This is a genomic window from Chitinophaga horti, assembly GCF_022867795.2.
GTDB lineage: Bacteria > Bacteroidota > Bacteroidia > Chitinophagales > Chitinophagaceae > Chitinophaga > Chitinophaga horti.
In genome coordinates this window covers 2,386,414-2,405,132 of sequence record NZ_CP107006.1, presented here as the reverse complement: position 1 = coordinate 2,405,132, position 18,719 = coordinate 2,386,414, and the positions used below count along the sequence as shown (strand labels likewise).

Below are 18,719 nucleotides of genomic sequence, written 5' to 3'. Positions count from 1 at the left end.
CATGAAAAAATTACTCGCAATAATATTGGTAGCCGCCGGAACGATCAGCACACCCGGTTGTAAAAACTTCCTGGACCTGGCGCCCAAGAACCAACGCACCGTTTCTACGATCGGCGATGCAAAGTCATTGCTGGCCAACTACCTTCGTAGTGTGGCGGAACTGAGGATGAGCAGCCTTTACGGCGGCATTATGCCGGTTGCCCCCGCCGCTGCTAACACCTTGTTTGAATCTTATTCTGATAATATCGACTTCGAACTGGCGCTCACGCAAACCTATCTTCAGCCGAATAACTACCACCTTAAACTGGAACAGGGTTATGCAGATGTGTTGCTCTGGAACAACTTCAGCGTGCCGACTACGTTGTGGACGAACAACTACAGCATCATCGGTTTCATGAATGCACTCATCGATCAGATGGATGAGATCACCGATGGTACACAGCAACAGCGAGATCAGCTGCTCGGTGAAATGAAGGCACACAGGGCCTACTACTTCTTTAAACTGCTGCAATACTTTGCACCTTATCACAAAGCAGAGCAGGGTATTCCTGTTTACCTGCATACAGGCAAAAGCAGCCTGGGTATCAGCGTGCCACGTAAAACGCATGCAGAAGTGTACAAAACGATCCTTGACGATCTGCATGCCGCTATGGAGATGATCGATCGTTCGGCGCCGCTGGTGGGGTATAATGTATTTTACAACAAGCGTTACCTCAATCACCTGCTGGCCCAGGTATATTGGTTTAAAGCAGAATCGCCGGCGAAAGAAAGCAGCGATTATGCGAATGTAAAGAAACACGCTACTGCGGCCATCGATGGTGCGGGCGCAGCCATTCCTACTACTGTTACAGGTTTTCACAATGCCTATACCGGTAAAGATCCGAACTACCCGGCGCTTTGTGGCGAAAACAACACACAGGGCGGTATTAGCTTCATTTACGGTGCAAACTTCCAATACCTGAGCCCAGGCACCTATGGACCAGAAAACATTCCACTGGCACAGGACTTTGCAGCGCTCTTTACACCGGGCGATGTGCGCATTGCCTTATTCTTTAACATGGACCCCAGCCGCGCAGGTGGTAAGGTGGGCGTTGCAGGCAGAACGCTCAACTGGGGCTGGCCTACAGATGGTTCTGCGAACGGTACGCGTAAGCCAGGCAACTCCTGCATCTTTAAACCGGAAGAAGGTTACCTGTTACTCGCCGAAGCGCAGTTTCGACTGAATGAAACGGGGGATGCGGTTACAACGCTTAACCAGTTCAAAGCCTTCCGTAACGCGGGTACGGCTACTGGTCTTACGGGAGATGCGCTGCTGCAGGAGATCATCAACGAACGTCGTAAAGAGTTTTTTGGTGATAGCGATAAACGCTGGCTCGACCTGAAACGTTACCGCAACAAAACGCTGAACCGTAAAATGGTATTCTTTCAAAAGCCTTACGACATCACGGTAGCCCCGGACGCGTACCAGTACGCGTTGCCTATCCCGCAAACGGAAGTGCAGGAAAACCCGGCGCTGGTGCCTAATGATGGCTGGATTCCCATTGAATACTAATCTTTAAAAAGGAACTTTATGAAATATCTTATCATATCTCTTTTAGCCTTCGTGACGTTCGTTTCGTGTAAAGAAGATGGCTTTAACTACCAGATGTACAAACCGGTGCTGGACGATGTAGATTCTGTGTACCTCTCTGCCACCGATAAAATGCTCATCGCCGATGGACAGGCGCGCCTCGATTTTATCGTGGAAGCTTACCGGCGCGTGCGCCTCAACAGCGGTAAGGATTCTATGTTGTTCATCGACTACCGTCAACTGCCATCCGGTTCACTCAAGATCATGGAAGAGCGCTCTGGTACAGAAGTGGGCATGCGCTATTCCACCACAACGATCCCTTTCGATACGGTGAAGTTTCATGCGGAACTGGGTGGTGTGAAATCTGCGACAGAACCGGTTGCACTGCGCGCTATACCGGCGCTTCCGCCGAAGGTGTATGTAGATGTGATTTTTCATGTGTGGGAATTGAATACGGCACACACCACGTATGATCCGTCGTCTTACCAGCCGGTGCCTTACGAAAAGCTGCAGGAAACGATCGACTACATCAACCAGGTGGTAAACAATAAAGTTGGGCATAGTCCGAACGGGGCTTCTGCGAACATCGAGTTCCGCCTGGCTGCGAAGAATGCGGCCGGACTTGCATTGGCGCAGCCCGGGTATAACAGGATCACTTACAGTGATAATATTAAGGTGAATCCGTTAGCGACCAGTTTTGCACTGAACGATTATATCGCTACGATTAATGCCACTACCGCCACTTACATCTGGAACCCGAATAATTATCTCAACATCCATGTGTTGCCTTACGGCCCCAACTCGGCGTTGAGTACCGCTTATCCCGCAAAACAATTGCCACCTGCGCAGGGTGAGTCGCTGATCCTGGGTATAGCAGGCATTGCTACCGGCACGAACGATTTTACGCTTGCCTATGCCAGTGCCTGCGCCGCGCTGCCACGTACGGTGTTCTTCCCGGGTTTTGAAAGGAAGGTAGAGGCGTTCCGCTTCATCGGGATGTTTTATGGCCTTTACACGCCGGTGTATACCAACACCAGGCTGTATTCTGATTATTGCTTCGATACACGTAAGTTCGACGGCCAGGATGCCCGTAACAGTTACTCCTTCGCCACAAAAGTGAGTACAGACGGCGATAAGTATATTACAGACAACGCGATGGACGATATTCGTTATCCAACATTATTAACCTCTTTAACTGCCGACCAGGTGACACGCCTCCGAGCGGTGATGGCTCGTTGCCCGGGTCGTATGAATAGTAAAAACCAGTAAATTATTTCAGCATGAAAAGAATGATATTCCTGCTCGGCGGCCTGCTTCCATTGGCCGCCACAGCACAAGACAAAAGTTTTACGCTCGACGGTAAGATCAACGACATCGGCGAACCAGCGAAGGTGATATTGAGCTACAGCGCAGGCGGTAAACGCGTGTCGGATACTACGGCGCTGCAATCCGGCGTTTTTCACTTCGCGGGTAAGATAGACAAGCCGGTACAGGCGATCGTCATGATACTTAAGTCAAGCGCGAATCCCCGTATGGCGATGGGAATGGGTTACGGCGGCGAAATCCTCGGTCGCGATGGCACGCCTTTCTACCTGGATGAAGGTAAGATCAGCCTCAGGGGTGCGACAATTAAAGAGGCTAAGATCGAAGGCTCGGCTGCCCAGAAGGATTTTGAAGCCCTGAACCTGGCGAAGAAGCCTGTAGTTGACAAACTCACGGCCATCAACGCAGAAATGGCTCCTTTCGCAAAGGACCGTGAAAGCGCGGAGTATAAAGCGTTGTACGATAAGCTGCTGGCCACGCTGAAAGAGACGGGGCCCATCGAAACGGCTTTCGTTAAATCGCATCCTAACAGCTGGGTAAGTTTTAATGTACTTACGGGTAAAAGCATCATCAGCGATCCGAAAACTACGGAGGCACAGTATAAACAGCTGTCCGCACACTTGCGCAACTCGCCTGACGGTAAGAAGTTTGAAGAAAGGCTGGCGGCAGCTTACACGACTTCATTAGGCGCCGTTGCACCAGCATTTACGCAGAACGACACGGATGGAAAGCCTTTCTCACTGGCCTCCCTGCGTGGTAAGTATGTGCTGATCGACTTCTGGGCCAGCTGGTGTGGCCCCTGCAGGGCAGAAAACCCGAACGTGAAGCTGGCGTACGATAAATTTAAAGGTAAGAACTTTGAGATACTGGCCGTGTCGCTGGATAAAGATAAGGCTGCCTGGCTGAAGGCCATCCAGGATGATGGTTTACCATGGCTGCACGTAAGTGATCTGTTAGGCTGGGATAATGTGGTGGCCAAATTGTACAACGTACGCGCTGTGCCGCAAAACTGGCTCATCGATCCGGAAGGAAAGATCATCGCAGCCAACATGCGTGGCAAAGACCTGGAAGAAAAACTCGCTAAAGCACTGAAATAATAATATCCATGAAAAGACAAACATTCGCGCTGGGACTACTGCTCATAAGCGGTACCGCGCTGGCACAGGGCGTTAAAACGGTCGTTATCAGCGGCAAATTTAACGGCGATACCCGCGGCCATAATAAAGTGTTCATCTACGGCACCGGCGTCAAGCAGGACTCGGCTGTAATGACCGACGGCAACTTTACCTTCACGCTTCCTTATGAAAAGCCGTTCATGCCGATGTTTTACACGGAGTATGATAAAGCCGTGAAACGTATGTACCAGCCATTCCCGCTGCTGATCGACGAGCCGGGCACGGTGACGCTCTCGGAGGGCGACATCACCAAAGGACTCGCCAGTATGAAAGTGGGTGGTCTTAAAACGCCCACCGCTTATGGTGAACTGCGTCGCAGACAGAATGAAATGTACGCGGAAGTGAACCGCGGCATCAGCGCCAAATACGGGGCGGATTGGTATAAACAGGGTCCGCAGAATGCAGAAGCGCGTAAGGCACAAAGCGAGGAGATCGAACGCCGCTCGGCCTTGCTGGTAGGCACGTTCATCAAAGAACATCCGGATTCTTATGCTTCCGTGTATGCGTTAACGGGCATTAAAAGCAGTGTGCCGCCGGCAGAGGTAGAAAAAATGTACGCGCTGTTGTCTCCTAACCTGCGCAAAACAGAAGAAGCCAAAAGCATCGCCGGCTTCCTTACGGGGCTGAAGAAATCGGCCATTGGCAGCAAGGTGGATAATTTCACCCTGAACAATGAGCTGGATAAACCGTTCAGCTTCGCATCCCTGAAAGGCAAATATGTAGTGATCGACTTCTGGGCCAGCTGGTGTGGCCCGTGTAAACAGTCGTTCCCGCACATGAAAGAGGTGTACGCGAAGTACAAAGGCGAAAAGTTTGAGATCTACAGCATTTCCATCGATAAAGACAAAAGCGCGTGGCTACAGGGCCTGAAAGACCAGCAGCTGCCCTGGCTGCAAACGCTGGACACGAAAGGCATTTCTTCCAGCGGTTTTGCGGTAACGGGCGTGCCCACGACTTTCCTGGTAGATCCGAATGGAAAGATCCTTTTGAAAGAAGTAGGTTTCGATCCCGGTGGTAACAGTCCGCTGGAGAAGAAGCTGGAAGAGTTATTCGGGAAGGGAAATAATTAACGAATCATGTCCGGGGGCTTATCAAAGTAAATAAAGACTTTGAGCATCGCTTAAACGATGAAAAACCCGAATAAATCAGGGCTGACCAATACTTTTGGGTCAGCCCTTTTTTACACTTCGACCTCGTCTGCGAACGTATGATGACAGCACGGAAAAATGCCAATCAGTAAATAGTACCATAAATACCCCAAAAAATGTCACGCCCCGGGCATCATTTACCTGTACCTTTGTGCTATCATGGCAAAGGAAAAGATACCAGTTTACGACATCTGCAGCCTCGGCAACCAGCACGAGGGGAATGACGATTTCCTGGTTGACCGCCTGCCAGATTACCTCGACAAACACCTCGGCCACCTGCATTTTCCGCACCGCCACGCGTTTTATCACCTGGTATTATTTACCGAAGGTCGTGGAACGCACACCATCGACTTTTCTCAGTTCGATGTGCAGGAGGGCCAGTTTTACTTCATGGCGCCCGGACAAGTGCACGGCTGGAACTTTGCAGGCAACATGAATGGTTACATCGTCAACTTCACGGAAGCACTGTTTAAACCGTTCCTGCAGCAGACAGGTTACCTCGAACGGTTCAGCTTTTTCAGTGGCATCAGCGAGGAGGGCGTATGCCAGCTGCCGCAGGAAGTCGTAAAAACGATTACGCATATCTTCGAACAACTGTTACAGTATGCTGCCGACATGCGCAGGCATGCAGATATGGTACGGGTATTACTGTTGCAGGTGTTCCTGGTGGTCGATGATGCATTGGCTGACAGGCAGCATGCCGGCGTGCCGCAGCAGAAATTAGTGTTGCTGAGGGGGTTTCGTAAACTGATCGATACGCATTACCGTTCGCTGCGATTGCCCAAAGAGTATGCAGACCTGCTGTACGTTACGCCGAATCACCTCAATGCGCTTTGCCAGGACCTGATCGGGAAAACAGCGGGCGAATTGATCCGCGACCGTGTACTGCTGGAGGCCCGTCGTTTATTGGCCAATGCGCGCATGAGCGTTACCGAAGTAGCCTACGACCTCAACTTCCAGGACAATTCTTACTTCAACCGGTTTTTTAAAAAGTATACCGGCCAAACACCCGACGAGTTCAGGAAACACATTCTAAAAGCATAAAAATTTACAGAGATGGATACTAATCTGATGGCGGCTGATAAAGCCCCCAAACGGCCCAGCTATTTCAAGGTTTTTGCCTGCAAATGTCCGCGTTGCAGAAAGGGTAATATGTTTGCCGACAGCAATCCCTATCACCTGAAGAGCACCATGAAGATGAATGATACTTGTCCCGTTTGCGGGCAGCAGTTCGACCTGGAAGTAGGGTTTTATTACGGTTCCGGCTATGTGAGTTATGCATTGTCTGTCGCCATTAGTGCGGCTACGCTTGTGGCCTGGTGGTTAACTATAGGGATGGGCTTGTACGACAATCGTTTCATCTACTGGCTCGTCGCAAATGGCGTAGTGCTCGTCGCGCTGCAACCCCTGTTAATGCGGCTGGCCCGCGCCATCTGGATCAGCTTTTTTGTAGGCTATAATCCCAAATGGCGCGAGCAGCCGGCTGCCGAACCAGAGCGTGTCAACAATGATTATAAAAACGCCTGGTAACTAATCCCTGCGTAAACTGTTTACAGGATTAGATAATGCGGCTTTGATCGTTTGGGTGCTAACCGTAAACAGGGTAAGGGCCAGCGCGCCGATCGCTGCGGCAGCAAAGATCCACCATTGCATGCTAATGCGATAGGTGAACTGCTGCAGCCAGTTACTTAGCACATACCAGGCAATAGGCATCGCCAGTATGCAGGAAATACCCACGAGTACTACGAACTCGCGTGACAGTAATCCCCATAAGTGCGCAACGGGCGCGCCGAGTATTTTACGGATGCCAATCTCTTTTGTACGTTTCTCCGCCATGAATGACGCGAGCCCAAACAGACCCAGGCAGCTGATGAGGATGGCGAGGGCCGTGATGAAATTGGTGAGTTGCGCAATGCGCTCCTCATCTGCAAACTTCTTCTTGTAATCTTCACTCACGAAGGTGTACTCGAACGGCGCTGCAGGATTATACTTTTTAAAGATGGCGCTGATCTGTTCCATGGCTTGCGACGTGCTTTTGGAGGGTGCTATACGCAGGTTCACGAAGTTACCCGACTCCCGCAGGATGTAGAAAATACTCGGCCTCACATCTTCATAAGGCGATGTCATGATCATGTCTTTCACGACACCTTTCACTTCAAAATCTTCGCCACCCCATTGAATGACGGTGCCCACCGGATTTTTGAGTCCCATGTACGCGACGGCGCTTTCGTTCAGTAACACCCTGTTTGAATCTGGTATGGAGTGAGGATCGAAATCACTGCCCTCTAATACGCGCCAGCCCACCGTTTTCCCATAGTCATCTCTCGCACCCACGATAGCGATGGAGGCTTCTGTATCAGGATTTTTACCGGGCCAGCTTACGGAGGATGTGCCAGACCAAACATCTGTTAACGGCCCTTGCGATTGGCATACGGCTAAGGCTGCACCGGAATGGAGGAGCTCCGAACGAATGGTTTCATATTTTTGATAGATCTGCGGCGTTGTCATTTGTACCGACACCAGGCCATTGCGGTTATAACCCACTGGCCGGTCTTTCGCATAGTCGATCTGCCTGCCCACGGTAATGGCACCGGTAACCAGCATGACAGAGATCACGAATTGCACCACTACCAATATCTTACGTGGCGTGGTCGCAAAACGCCCCGCACGAAAAGTGCCTTTCAAAACTTTTACTGGCTGAAAAGAGGAGAGGTACGCAGCCGGGTAACTGCCGGCGATAATCCCCGCAAAAAGCGCAAAGCCCAGTGTAGCCAGCCAGAACAGCGGGTTGCTCCACAGGATATGCATTTCTTTATTAGCTACCGTATTAAACCAGGGGAGCAGTAATTGCACCAGTAATATCGCCAACACTAACGCGAGCATCGCCACCAACACCGACTCCGCGAAGAACTGGTTCACCAGTTGCACACGCAGGGAGCCAATTGCTTTACGGATGCCTACTTCTTTTGCACGTTTCTCGGAACGGGCGGTGCTCAGGTTCATAAAGTTGATGCAGGCCAGTAGCAACACAAAGAAGCCGATCACGCCATACAATTTCACAAACTTGATATGGCCGCCTACACTGTGCCCGTTCTCGAAGTTCGAATACAGGCGCCAGCGGCTCATGGGGTGAATGAACATTTCGGGATGACGGTCGACCGCCTCGGGGTAATGTTGTAAGGGAATACCTTTAATGCGCGCTTCCGCCGCAGCGAAGGTGGAATTAGGTTTCAGCATCACATATGCACCGAAGGAAAAGAAATTCCAGTTGTCTTTATTCGACCTTATCCAATCCCACTCGGCCAGCGCCAGCTCCCAGGGCATGATGAACTTTGCACTGCTGAAGTCTGTATTCTGCGGAAGGTCCTTATATACACCGCTCACCTTAACGGGTACACGGTTCGCGATTTTTACAACTTTACCCATCGGCGACTGGTCTTGAAACAACGCCTTCGCCAGCGATTCGGATAATAGGATAGAGGCCGGCTCGGACAAGCCGTTCCTGCCACCACTGATCATGTCCAGCGATAACATGTCCGGCGCACCTTTACTCATAAAAGCGCCTTTGGCGGATATCTTATTGTCGCCGGCATTCAGCGTGTGTACGCCTTCGCAGTTCATCACTACCTGCTCGAAGTCTGCCGAATAATTGCTTTCAAGTTCCGGAGCCAGGGTAGCGGGCATAGCTACGTTCACAAACACTTCATCATCTCCGTCGCCACGCAACATGATCTGCCCGATGCGATCGTAATTTTTAAAATGTTTATTGTACGACAGTTCATCCCATATCCAGAAGGCGATGAGGATGGCTACGGCCATACCGACTGCAAAGCCGCCGATATTGATGGCGGAGTAAGTTCTGTTTTTTACCAGGTTGCGCCAGGCTATTTTCAGGTAGTTCTTTAGCATAGTGATAGAGGTTGCGCGTAAGGCGTCCAGAACGATGCCATGAAATCGCAGCTCAATATGTGAATTGATTATGTATTCTCAAAATGTTTATGTGTCCGGTTTTGATACAGTGCATCGTCCGGAAAGGTGCAGGCGACCGTCAAAACTGTAGAAATGCTTGTACTACTCATTGGAGTAGCCAGCTGTAATTGATTGACAATCCGTGCAATAAAGACGCTTTGGTGCTGGCACGTTATTGGTTATCAGCAATACGTTACCCTAATATTTATTAAATCGTGGATTATGAAAGCAGCAGTACTGGCAAATTATGGAGCCCCTGAAAATTTCCAGGTAAAAGAGGTAGAAGTGCCTGAAATCAAAGACGGACAAATACTGGTGCACAATTACGCATCGTCTGTTAACCCGGTAGATACCATGGTGCGTAAAGGCGCGCTCCGGCTCGTGAGCGGATTATTCGGTGAACAGATTATTGGCAGCGACTTTGCAGGTGTGGTAAATGCCTCTAAAAGCGCACACTTTAAACCCGGTGACGAGGTGTTTGGCTTTAAGAACGCTGTCGCCGGTCACGCTTATGCAGAATATGTGGTGGTAGACGAAGACAACGCGGCTATCAAACCCTATAATATCAGTTTCGCAGAAGCAGCCTCCCTGCCATTGGTTGCGCTCACCGCCTACCAGGGCCTTACGCGGGAAGGCAAGGTGATGCCCGGGCAACAAATATTGATCAACGGCTGCACGGGCGGTGTAGGCTGCATGGCGGTACAGATTGCGAAAAAGCTGGGCGCCATCGTAACCGGTACATGCAGCGCTCACCATATGATCATCGCCGGTGAACTGGGGTGTGATGAAGTGATCGACTATGAAAAGTCAGGCATTCCGCAGGATGGCCGGTACGACGTGATCTTCGATACGGCAGCCCAACTCACGTTGTCAGATATAGAAAAAAGCCTCAAACCCGAAGGCGTATTGGTTACGACCAAACCTCCTTCCGATGACCTGGGCGAAATGTTAAGTTCTGCGGTAGATTTGTTCCGCGCCCGTATGCGCGCATTCATGGTGGAGCCGGTGGCGAAAGACCTGGAGGTGATCCGCCAACTCGTAGAGGCGGGGGAGTTACGCCCCGTGGTGATGAAAACGTTCCCATTGGCCAATACGGGCCTTGCGCATAAAATGCTCGAAGCGGAAAGCGTTACGGGCAAAATAGTGATTGAGATTTAGTTTGATACGCGTCTATATAAGAAAAGCAGCTGCCCATTGCGGCTGCTTACTCAAAGCAAAAGAGGCTGCTCAACCGAGACAGCCTCTTTCTTTTACTTTATTTTTCCGGACACTAGCACCTTCGCGATCCGTAGCTGGTCCATCTCCATTACTTGCAATTGCAGACCGCCCAGTTTTACATGGTCGCCAATGTCGGGGATCTTACCCAGCTTATCGAGAATGAAGCCGCCGAGTGTGACGTAGTTTTGTGTAAGTTTCGTTTTCTGTGAGTCGACATCTACATGCAACAACTCCAGGAACTCAACGAAAGGCATTTGTGCATCTACAAGCATGCTGCCATCATCGTTCCGTACTACTTCATATTCAAATTCATTGGTTTCGGAAGATATGTTGCCGACCAGCGCATCCACAATGTCATTGATGGTTACCAATCCTTTAATGGTGCCAAATTCGTCGACTACCATCGCCTGGTAAATCTTTTCCCGCTGGAAGAGCTCCAGCACCTGGTAGGTACGATTGTATTGGGTAACGACGAGCAGCTTTTTACTTAACGCTTCGAGGTTGCCCAGTCGCTCCGACAGGCTCTCGCTGAGCAGGTCCTTTGAATAAATGAATGCGAACGTATTATCGATATCGTCTTTAGCAAGAGGATATACGGTGTGTTTCAGTTCCATCACCTTCTTTTTGTTCTCCTCCGGCGAGTCGTTTACATCCAGCCACACCAGCTCGTTGCGGGGTGTCATGAGGGAAGATACGTGGCGGTCGGCCAGGTTAAATACGTTCTGTATGAGGGCTTTCTCAGTTTCTTCGATCACGCCGCCCTGGTGACTTTCGGAGATGATCACGCGCAATTCTTCCTCCGAATGTATATCGCCATGTTCGCCTGCTGGTTTAATACCGATAGCTTTTAAGATCACGTTGGCAAAGCCATTAAGCACCCAGATGAACGGGCGAAAGATCACAAAGAACACTTTCAGCGGTAACGCAATGGCAAACGTAGTAGGTACTGGTTTGCGGATCGCCAGCGACTTAGGCGCCAGTTCTCCGAATACGATGTGCAGGATGGTGATAACGATGAACGCTACGGGCAAGGCTGCACGGTGTGCAACGGCAGGCTCCATCTTAAGTCCGAGCGCCTCGAAAAGGTTGATGATAAGGGCGGTCATTACATCTTCACCCACCCAGCCAAGGCCGAGGGAGGCGAGGGTAATACCCAGCTGCGTGGCGGCAAGGTAGCCGTCGAGGTTGTTTACAATACTTTTTGCTACGGTGGATACCGCTTTGCTGCGACCAGTGTTTACTTCAATCTGTGAAGTACGCACTTTCACGATGGCAAATTCTGCCGCTACGAAAAATCCATTCAGTAATACCAAAAACAGGGTCAGTAATATATCCCAGGTCATTTCAAGCTAGTTCTTTAGATCCGACCAAAAATAATAATATAATACCACATACGCCTCAAAACTTCAGGCGGGCAGATGTGTACGTTGATGTATTTAGTATATTGCCGCTATGAGATATGTTAGCCTGCTGAGTTTTCTCCTCGTATTTGCTGCCTGTTCGCCTAAGTATTACCGCACCGGCGATTACTCCTTTTACGATCAAAAATTTTCCCTGCCGGATACGGCCTTGTTGCGTAAAGACGGTGTGTATGTGAGCGATAGTATGGCTTACGTGTTCTATAAAGGCGGCCAGAGTAACCTGGTACTTACACCCGGTAATCATTTGCAGGCAATCGCCGAACGCCACCGGCAACAACGACCCACACTTTTCGAAGGTTATTATCGGGTGCAGGGGCGCCAGTTGGTGATACAGTCAGTGAACAATGCACGCCGGCAGTTCTATTATACATACGCGTTACTGTCGCCCGATAGCCTCACAGTCGTAAGGCAGACCATCAAAGGGAAGAGGCGGTTCAAAGAAAAATATTTCACATCCTCCTATAAAGCACATTACCTGTTTATGCCGCTCGACACGGCAGTACTTAATCGCTACAAGCCTTACTGGTAAAACCAAAACACCGCCTGAGAACAGGCGGTGTTACCCCTAATTAACCAAAAAAGCATAGATTATGAAAAAGTAATTTCTAGGTATAGGTGGTTTTTCAAAGGATATGGTGTAACCAGTCTAACATCAAACATTAAAACCCCAATTAATATTTTTTTATATGACACATTCATTAAGCAGTTTAGATTTTGGTTGACCTTTCATCAAACATTAAAACCCCAATTAAATATCTTATTCACAGGTAAGGGATAAATAGCTACTCTCGGCACAGATTATAGAAAGAAACGGATATCAATTGAAATTCATCGGTACGGGATAAACCATGGGCCTGAATTTGCAGAACACGTAAGTTGGCTTAATCCTGAATACTGAATCATAGGCATGAAAAAAGTAGCGGTTCATCTTTTTAAGTTTTAATTAGTTAAAAAAATTTGTTTCAACAGGTGTTTTAGAAAATAGGATCTTCACGGATACGATTAAAAAACTACACTTCGATTTGCTTGCTTCTTACACCTTCTTACGGACACTTATGTTTACCAGGTAATAACTTGTTTTTATAATAAACGGGCGGGCCATTTCACTCCATCACTCACTATCACTTTCCCGGCCCGTTTATTCGTACACCACCATGTTCTCGAACATCCACATTCGTACAGGATAAATAGAACTCCTCCGATTTGCTCATGCTTCACTTCGTTCACTGTTGGACCTTCTCATTTCTCATAAACACTTCCAGGTCCGGGTTTCATAGGATAGGCAAATACTCGTTTCACTGTTCACTGTTCTCCACTTATAGATTATGCATATAATATCTTGTTGCTTAGCGTAAGGCCAGTTCCTGCGTCCAGAAGTTGCCGTAGCGACCAATACCGGTCTCGGTAACCCTTGCGTTCATCAATCCGCGGCAATGGCTCGGACTTTTAATCCATTCGTCGATCACCTGCTGTTCGGTCAAAAAGCCAAGGGCGATGTTTTCGCAGTACACTTTCCAGTTGTAACCCATTGCTTTGATGCGGTCACCTGCGCTGCTGCCGTTTTTGCCAGTATGGCTGAGGTAGCTGCTGTCGTTCATTTCTTTGCTGTGCAACCAGGCCGCTTTCTCTAAACGTTGGCTCCATTTTAGGGCCGGTACACGCGGCATGGCAGCGTCGCCACAGTTGCAGCCCTTGCTGCGTAAGTCGTTGATCAAAGCCAACAGTACGTCCCTGTTAATCGTATTGGTATATTGAAAAGCTGAATCTTGACCCAGTGCTGAAGTAGCCGTTACAGGTTTGCTGATCTTTACTTCTGTGAGCGGCTCTTTGGAGCAGGCTGTGAAGAAGATGATCACGGGTAGCAAAAATGTAAAGTGCTTTTTCATAAAATCTTTGGATATGGTGTTTCAGTTTTTCAGGATAGATGGCGGCGGGCACTTTGGCGGTTACTCTCTTTTTCTCTCATCCCGCTGCATCATCAATCTGAAACAAAGGTATACCAGCCCAGGCCTTTGGATAATGATGTCCATCACCGGAAATGATGTTTGTCATTCTCACATGAAAGGGGTATAATTGAAGAAAATAGCCATGGTGGCGGGTTTACGATACTGACGGCGGTCAGTCACTGATTTTAACCAGTGATTTTGCTACCGCATCCACCCAAAAATGATGTTGGCGGAGGCGGTTTTATTACTTAACTTAACCATGTTAATGACGGTAACCGTTGTCCAATAGGCCCAGCGCATGCCGGCCGGTAAATGGAACGGTTGCCAGCAGGCAGTTTACGAAAGGAGGGGTGTTTCCCTATAAGTATTGACTCCTTACCGAAAAACACCTGTAATCCTGAACCCGTAAAGACCTTACCCACGAAGCTGGTATGTATTATTTGAAGACTGCGCCTGATGAGAGTTTTATGTTATCGTTCTTTACTGCTGCTATGGAAAAGCTGCCAGCCCTTGCTGCGGTGCGCGATGCCGTCGGTGGTAAACTGGTATTTCTGAACGAAAAAGGTGCCGCTATGTTGGGCGTAGATTCTATTGAAGCCGCGGAAGCCTTGCTGGAAAAGAACAATATCCCGGGTAAAGGAGCACTCAATATCCTGCCTTCCGGCCTCCGGAAGTGGGAAAACGCCAGTGGTGAGCTGTTTTACAGCAATTTTGAATATGCCACCATGCAGCACGACGGCAGGGATTATGAACTGATCCGTCTTTCCGCCCCGCTGGCCGATCCCGGTAACAGCGAACTGGAACAGCTGGTGCAACAGCGCACCACACAGCTGCAGGCGGCCCTGGAGGCTATGCAGTCCTCCCGCGACGCCCTTAATGCCGCTTTAGGTAAGGAAAAGGACCTGGGAGAGCTGAAGTCGCGCTTCGTATCCATGGCCTCCCACGAGTTCCGTACGCCACTCAGCACGATCCTGTCTTCCGCCTACCTGGCCAAACAGTATGACGGGCCCGACGGACAGGATAAGCGTCACAAACACCTGCAGCGCATCGTTACCTCGGTTAACTTTTTAACAGACATCTTAAATGATTTCCTTTCCCTCGGTAAGATTGAGGAAGGCAAGGTGGTCGTGAAACCAGTCTTGTTCGACGTGCGCGAACAGGTGGGTAATATGATACAGGAGGCGCAAGGTATTGTGAAGGCGCACCAGGAAATTGTGTACAAACATGACGGTTGGCCGGATGTGATGCTCGACCCGACGCTGCTCCGCCATATCGTGCTGAACCTCATCGGTAACGCTATTAAATTCAGTACGAAAGAACAATCCGTTATAGAAGTGATCACGCATACGGATTCCTTCGGTCTCACCCTGAAAGTAAGGGACAATGGCATCGGGATGTCGCCCGAAGACCAGGCCCACCTGTTCGAGCGGTTCTTCCGCGGGGCAAACGTGAGCAACATCCAGGGAACAGGGCTAGGGCTACACATTGTGGCTAAGTATACCGAATTAATGAAGGGACTGATCAGTTGTGAAAGTCAGCTGGACGTTGGTACGACTTTCACGATCATATTCCCGCCTATAAGCGAGTTTTAATTGTCAATATAAACCGAATCAAAAGATGAAAAAGATCCTGCTGATTGAAGACAACGCCGAAATCAGAGAGAACACGGAAGAGATACTGGAACTGGCCGGCTACAAGGTTTTAACCGCGCCCGATGGTAAAAAGGGGATGGAAGTAGCCATACGGCACCGCCCGGACCTCGTGGTGTGCGATATTATGATGCCCGTGCTGGACGGCTATGGCGTATTACATATGATGCAGCGCAACGAGGACCTCAAAGGCACGCCCTTCATCTTCCTCAGTGCCAAGTCGGAGCGGGGTGATTTTCGCAAGGGGATGGACCTGGGAGCGGATGACTACATCACGAAACCCTTTACCGGCACTGATTTGCTCAACGCCGTAGAAAGCCGACTGCGCAAAGCGGAGCTGAAGAAGGAACAATTCAGCCCGGACATGCAGGGGCTGACCAAACTGATAGACGTGGCAGGCGGTAAAAACGCCCTGCAACACTTGCGCGAGGGCCGTAACATCGAAAAGTATAAAAAGAAACAGGTGATCTACAGCGAGGGCAACCGCCCGCAACGGCTTTATTACTTACAAAAAGGCAAAGTAAAGACCTATAAAAGAAATGATGATGGAAAGGAGCTGGTGGTAGAGCTTTATAACACCGGCGATTTCCTTGGACATATCGCCCTGCTGGAAGGTGGCGTGTACAAAGACACCGCCGAAGCCATCGAGGAAGCCGAGGTGGCCGTAATCCCGCTCGAAGACTTCGAGAACCTGCTCAATAATAATAACGACGTAGCCGTACAGTTCCTGCGCATGCTGGCAGGCAATGTGAGCACGAAAGAGCAGCAATTGCTCGGGTTGGCCTACAATTCCCTCCGTAAAAAGGTGGCGGAAGCCTTAATGAACCTGATGAAGAAATATAGTGCAGACAACGACGGCCCATTCAGTATAGATATCAGCCGCGATAACCTGGCAACCATTGCCGGTACGGCTACAGAATCGTTGATCAGAACGTTGGGAGACTTCAGAGAGGAAAAACTGATCGACATTCAGGAAGGATCGATCGTGATCTTAAATAAGCAAAAGCTGGCTGGGTTGTTATACTAACGGGTGGGAAAATGTTCTTCGAGAAACGCGCTGAAATCGTAGAGCAGGGTTTCAAAGTGCTGTTCCAGTACATCAATACGTTTGCCCAGCTGCTGTTGCAGTAATACCGACAGCGGCTCAGGCGAATCCTGCATGGTGGCCGTATGCTCCAGCTGCTTACACTGTTCGCGCACCTCGTGCTTCAGGAGCGTGATCTGCCCGTCCATTTTAAGGAAGCGATTCTGGAAATGCTCCAGCTGCTCGAGTGCCATGCCGTTTTTACCGACACTCAGCACCGTGGCCAGTTGCGTTTTAAAGTAAATATTGTCGTTTTCGAACTGTTGAATGATGCCTTTCCAGATGCCCGTTTCGGCTATCAGTTCATCGATTGTCCGTTCGTTAGTCACCAGCATAGATTTAAGATGTATTGCAATTTACCCGTATTGCTCACCTTGGATACTGACGGCCGTCAGCTTTTTTACTGAATGTGGTTAGTACCGATTATCTTAGTAGTTGATTAAAAGGAGTTTATGGAAGATTATATTATAATTGTTAATAAGATAGAGGAGCTGCAGACGATCGGCGATGTAGCGGGTATTGAGGAGTTGCTGGGCAAAGCGCGGCGGGCTATTATTGGCGGTAACGACGTGCTGTTGGTCCGTATAAACGCCGCGGGCGAACAGGAGGTTTTCGATACCTTAAGGAATGAAGCGGATTTTGAATTGTACCGCGAGCGTGTAATGAAATATATGTAACGGATGTGACCAGGGGAAGCAATTCTCCCGGTCACACAAAAATGTAATTTGGAAAAGTAAAAGGATGTTGTAATTTTCGGTAACACTTAAGACAACCGGAATTATAATGTAGTGAATTTGTTGCGAGCGAGTCTGTCAGGCTTTACTTACCCCGGTCCCCCCGAGTCTAATTTTAATCCAGATTTTATGAACCTTACCTCAAAAGCGCTGGTCTGCGCGAGCATGCTATTTTTGGCATGTAATAGTGGTTCGAAGCAAACGGAGAGTACGTCCGTAGACACCGTTCATACTGTAACGCCTGAGCCGGAGCATAAGCCCCAGGCAGACAGCGCATCGATCGGGCCAGACGTCGCGCTGTCGCCCGATACTCCGTGGGATAGCCTGGCATTAAGTCCCGGAGCGTTTGATCATGTGTATGAAAAGAACATGATGGAAGGGTATGTGCCACATGGTGTGCAAATAACCGGTGCGCAGCAGATGTTATCCGACCAGTTAGTCGCATCGTTTACGGCCAAGGAACTGTATATGGAGGTGCTATACAGGATGGGCGAATTTAGTGCAGATACTATTCCGCGAGATCTGCAATCCTATATTACACGCGGCATACTCCTGGATTTTCTCTCCAAACGTTCACATTTTGCGCAATTACTCTCACAAACCGACGATCCTACAGCGGTGTATTCTTACGGGCGCAAAGGCAACTTCTTCGCGCGCCGGGTCGTCATCGGTGAAGACGACCGCGTGGAAGTCGAATACGATTGGCGTGATTTGTTGAAGCTCAATCCCGGCGCACCGGACATGGACGATGCCAAGTGTGTGGCAGCCATTGTACACCGTAATTATATTGATCCGCTGCCTGGTGGGCGCTATAAGTGGAAGAACTGGAAGTGCCTGCGCGAGAAACGTGATCATTGTACTCCGACCTTTATTGAACAGGCAGCGGTCGCGGAGGGGACTGCATTTGTGATTGATTCATTTAAACTTTTGACTGCCGGACACTGTATTCCGGAGCGGCGCTACCAGGACTATTTCTTCGTGTTCGATTACCTGCATGGCGACATCACCCGCAAGGATGGAGAAATTCCGGCAGGTTCGATCTATAAAGCAGATACGGCCTATTTTCATCCCAACCTGGATTTTTGCCAGGTGAAGTTAGCCAAACATGCATCGCCAGCGCGTTTCAGGAAACTGGAAAACCGGTTTGTAACTACCGGTCTGTTTCACGTGATCGGCTGCCCGGATGGCATTCCGTTAAAGTCTGCCAGGAATGCGAAGGTATTAAGTGCTACTGAGCCTGCATTTTTTATGATCAGCAGTGATACGTTCGACGGTAATTCCGGTGGACCCGTGTTCAACACGCAGACGCATAACATTGAAGGCATTTTGCTGGCAGGCAATCGTGATTATACTGAGGTACTGCATCCCAGGACCAGGCGCTTTTGCTTTGCTAACGTGCGGTGCCCCGAGAACGGTTGCGAAACCCGGGAACGGGGTGAGAAAGTGATGAGGGTAAGCCAATTTATCAATCTGATCCAATAG

16 protein-coding genes are annotated in these 18,719 nt (G+C 49.5%); 12 read left to right on the top strand and 4 right to left on the bottom strand.

What is annotated here, in order from left to right; all coding sequences use genetic code 11:
* The first annotated feature begins 1 nt into the window (after nt 1).
* The 6 genes from MKQ68_RS09805 to MKQ68_RS09780 all read left to right on the top strand — a co-directional run bounded on the left by MKQ68_RS09805 (nt 2) and on the right by MKQ68_RS09780 (nt 6,746).
* On the top strand, nt 2–1,552 hold the full coding sequence (locus tag MKQ68_RS09805; protein WP_264283134.1) for a RagB/SusD family nutrient uptake outer membrane protein: 1,551 nt from the start codon (nt 2–4) through the stop codon (nt 1,550–1,552).
* A gap of 18 nt (nt 1,553–1,570) precedes the next feature.
* Nucleotides 1,571–2,839, top strand: a complete 1,269-nt coding sequence (locus MKQ68_RS09800; RefSeq protein ID WP_264283133.1) for a hypothetical protein — start codon at nt 1,571–1,573, stop codon at nt 2,837–2,839.
* Between the two features lie 11 nt (nt 2,840–2,850).
* Nucleotides 2,851–3,990 carry a TlpA disulfide reductase family protein gene (locus MKQ68_RS09795; protein ID WP_264283132.1) on the top strand — a complete coding sequence of 380 codons (1,140 nt, stop codon included), beginning with the start codon at nt 2,851–2,853 and terminating at the stop codon, nt 3,988–3,990.
* A gap of 8 nt (nt 3,991–3,998) precedes the next feature.
* Nucleotides 3,999–5,138 carry an AhpC/TSA family protein gene (locus MKQ68_RS09790; RefSeq protein WP_244839183.1) on the top strand — a complete coding sequence of 380 codons (1,140 nt, stop codon included), beginning with the start codon at nt 3,999–4,001 and terminating at the stop codon, nt 5,136–5,138.
* 237 nt (nt 5,139–5,375) lie between these two features.
* Entirely contained in the window at nt 5,376–6,260 is an 885-nt protein-coding gene (locus MKQ68_RS09785; RefSeq protein ID WP_264283131.1) for an AraC family transcriptional regulator, read from the top strand.
* Nucleotides 6,261–6,272: 12 nt separating this feature from the next.
* Nucleotides 6,273–6,746, top strand: coding sequence for a DUF983 domain-containing protein (locus tag MKQ68_RS09780; protein WP_264283130.1), 474 nt, complete (start codon nt 6,273–6,275; stop codon nt 6,744–6,746).
* On the opposite strand, the gene MKQ68_RS09775 is transcribed toward MKQ68_RS09780, so the two are convergent.
* Entirely contained in the window at nt 6,747–9,125 is a 2,379-nt protein-coding gene (locus MKQ68_RS09775) for an ABC transporter permease (RefSeq protein WP_264283129.1), read from the bottom strand.
* Between the two features lie 282 nt (nt 9,126–9,407).
* On the opposite strand from MKQ68_RS09775, the gene MKQ68_RS09770 reads away from it, so the two are divergent.
* Nucleotides 9,408–10,343, top strand: a complete 936-nt coding sequence (locus MKQ68_RS09770; RefSeq protein ID WP_264283128.1) for an NAD(P)-dependent alcohol dehydrogenase — start codon at nt 9,408–9,410, stop codon at nt 10,341–10,343.
* 92 nt (nt 10,344–10,435) lie between these two features.
* Here the strand turns inward: MKQ68_RS09770 and MKQ68_RS09765 are convergent, their stop codons facing one another.
* Complete coding sequence (locus tag MKQ68_RS09765) at nt 10,436–11,746, bottom strand: hemolysin family protein (protein WP_264283127.1); 1,311 nt, start codon at nt 11,744–11,746, stop codon at nt 10,436–10,438.
* A gap of 109 nt (nt 11,747–11,855) precedes the next feature.
* On the opposite strand from MKQ68_RS09765, the gene MKQ68_RS09760 reads away from it, so the two are divergent.
* Entirely contained in the window at nt 11,856–12,353 is a 498-nt protein-coding gene (locus tag MKQ68_RS09760; RefSeq protein WP_264283126.1) for a hypothetical protein, read from the top strand.
* Between the two features lie 817 nt (nt 12,354–13,170).
* Here MKQ68_RS09760 and MKQ68_RS09755 read toward each other — a convergent pair.
* The gene (locus tag MKQ68_RS09755) at nt 13,171–13,710 is read right to left on the bottom strand and encodes a CAP domain-containing protein (protein ID WP_244839195.1); all 540 of its coding nucleotides are present in this window, start codon (nt 13,708–13,710) and stop codon (nt 13,171–13,173) included.
* Nucleotides 13,711–14,201: 491 nt separating this feature from the next.
* Here MKQ68_RS09755 and MKQ68_RS09750 point away from each other — a divergent pair, with 491 nt between their 5' ends.
* Both MKQ68_RS09750 and MKQ68_RS09745 read left to right on the top strand, forming a co-directional pair.
* Nucleotides 14,202–15,362, top strand: a complete 1,161-nt coding sequence (locus MKQ68_RS09750) for a sensor histidine kinase (protein ID WP_264283125.1) — start codon at nt 14,202–14,204, stop codon at nt 15,360–15,362.
* A 25-nt stretch (nt 15,363–15,387) separates the two neighbouring features.
* The gene (locus tag MKQ68_RS09745; protein ID WP_264283124.1) at nt 15,388–16,446 is read left to right on the top strand and encodes a response regulator; all 1,059 of its coding nucleotides are present in this window, start codon (nt 15,388–15,390) and stop codon (nt 16,444–16,446) included.
* On the opposite strand, the gene MKQ68_RS09740 is transcribed toward MKQ68_RS09745, so the two are convergent.
* Complete coding sequence (locus tag MKQ68_RS09740) at nt 16,443–16,838, bottom strand: hypothetical protein (protein WP_244839199.1); 396 nt, start codon at nt 16,836–16,838, stop codon at nt 16,443–16,445. The genes MKQ68_RS09745 and MKQ68_RS09740 overlap by 4 nt on opposite strands.
* 117 nt (nt 16,839–16,955) lie before the next feature.
* On the opposite strand from MKQ68_RS09740, the gene MKQ68_RS09735 reads away from it, so the two are divergent.
* Together MKQ68_RS09735 and MKQ68_RS09730 are read left to right on the top strand one after the other, a co-directional pair.
* Complete coding sequence (locus MKQ68_RS09735; RefSeq protein ID WP_264283123.1) at nt 16,956–17,180, top strand: hypothetical protein; 225 nt, start codon at nt 16,956–16,958, stop codon at nt 17,178–17,180.
* A gap of 186 nt (nt 17,181–17,366) precedes the next feature.
* Nucleotides 17,367–18,719, top strand: a complete 1,353-nt coding sequence (locus MKQ68_RS09730) for a S1 family peptidase (protein ID WP_264283122.1) — start codon at nt 17,367–17,369, stop codon at nt 18,717–18,719.

Coding starts and splice junctions, on each gene's coding strand:
- MKQ68_RS09790 (WP_244839183.1), top strand. CDS start 3,999: ATGAAAAGACAAACATTCGCGCTGGGACTACTGCTCATAAGCGGTACC.
- MKQ68_RS09785 (WP_264283131.1), top strand. CDS start 5,376: ATGGCAAAGGAAAAGATACCAGTTTACGACATCTGCAGCCTCGGCAAC.
- MKQ68_RS09735 (WP_264283123.1), top strand. CDS start 16,956: ATGGAAGATTATATTATAATTGTTAATAAGATAGAGGAGCTGCAGACG.
- MKQ68_RS09745 (WP_264283124.1), top strand. CDS start 15,388: ATGAAAAAGATCCTGCTGATTGAAGACAACGCCGAAATCAGAGAGAAC.
- MKQ68_RS09765 (WP_264283127.1), bottom strand. CDS start 11,746: ATGACCTGGGATATATTACTGACCCTGTTTTTGGTATTACTGAATGGA.
- MKQ68_RS09755 (WP_244839195.1), bottom strand. CDS start 13,710: ATGAAAAAGCACTTTACATTTTTGCTACCCGTGATCATCTTCTTCACA.
- MKQ68_RS09760 (WP_264283126.1), top strand. CDS start 11,856: ATGAGATATGTTAGCCTGCTGAGTTTTCTCCTCGTATTTGCTGCCTGT.
- MKQ68_RS09805 (WP_264283134.1), top strand. CDS start 2: ATGAAAAAATTACTCGCAATAATATTGGTAGCCGCCGGAACGATCAGC.
- MKQ68_RS09750 (WP_264283125.1), top strand. CDS start 14,202: ATGTATTATTTGAAGACTGCGCCTGATGAGAGTTTTATGTTATCGTTC.
- MKQ68_RS09770 (WP_264283128.1), top strand. CDS start 9,408: ATGAAAGCAGCAGTACTGGCAAATTATGGAGCCCCTGAAAATTTCCAG.
- MKQ68_RS09800 (WP_264283133.1), top strand. CDS start 1,571: ATGAAATATCTTATCATATCTCTTTTAGCCTTCGTGACGTTCGTTTCG.
- MKQ68_RS09795 (WP_264283132.1), top strand. CDS start 2,851: ATGAAAAGAATGATATTCCTGCTCGGCGGCCTGCTTCCATTGGCCGCC.
- MKQ68_RS09730 (WP_264283122.1), top strand. CDS start 17,367: ATGAACCTTACCTCAAAAGCGCTGGTCTGCGCGAGCATGCTATTTTTG.
- MKQ68_RS09775 (WP_264283129.1), bottom strand. CDS start 9,125: ATGCTAAAGAACTACCTGAAAATAGCCTGGCGCAACCTGGTAAAAAAC.
- MKQ68_RS09780 (WP_264283130.1), top strand. CDS start 6,273: ATGGATACTAATCTGATGGCGGCTGATAAAGCCCCCAAACGGCCCAGC.
- MKQ68_RS09740 (WP_244839199.1), bottom strand. CDS start 16,838: ATGCTGGTGACTAACGAACGGACAATCGATGAACTGATAGCCGAAACG.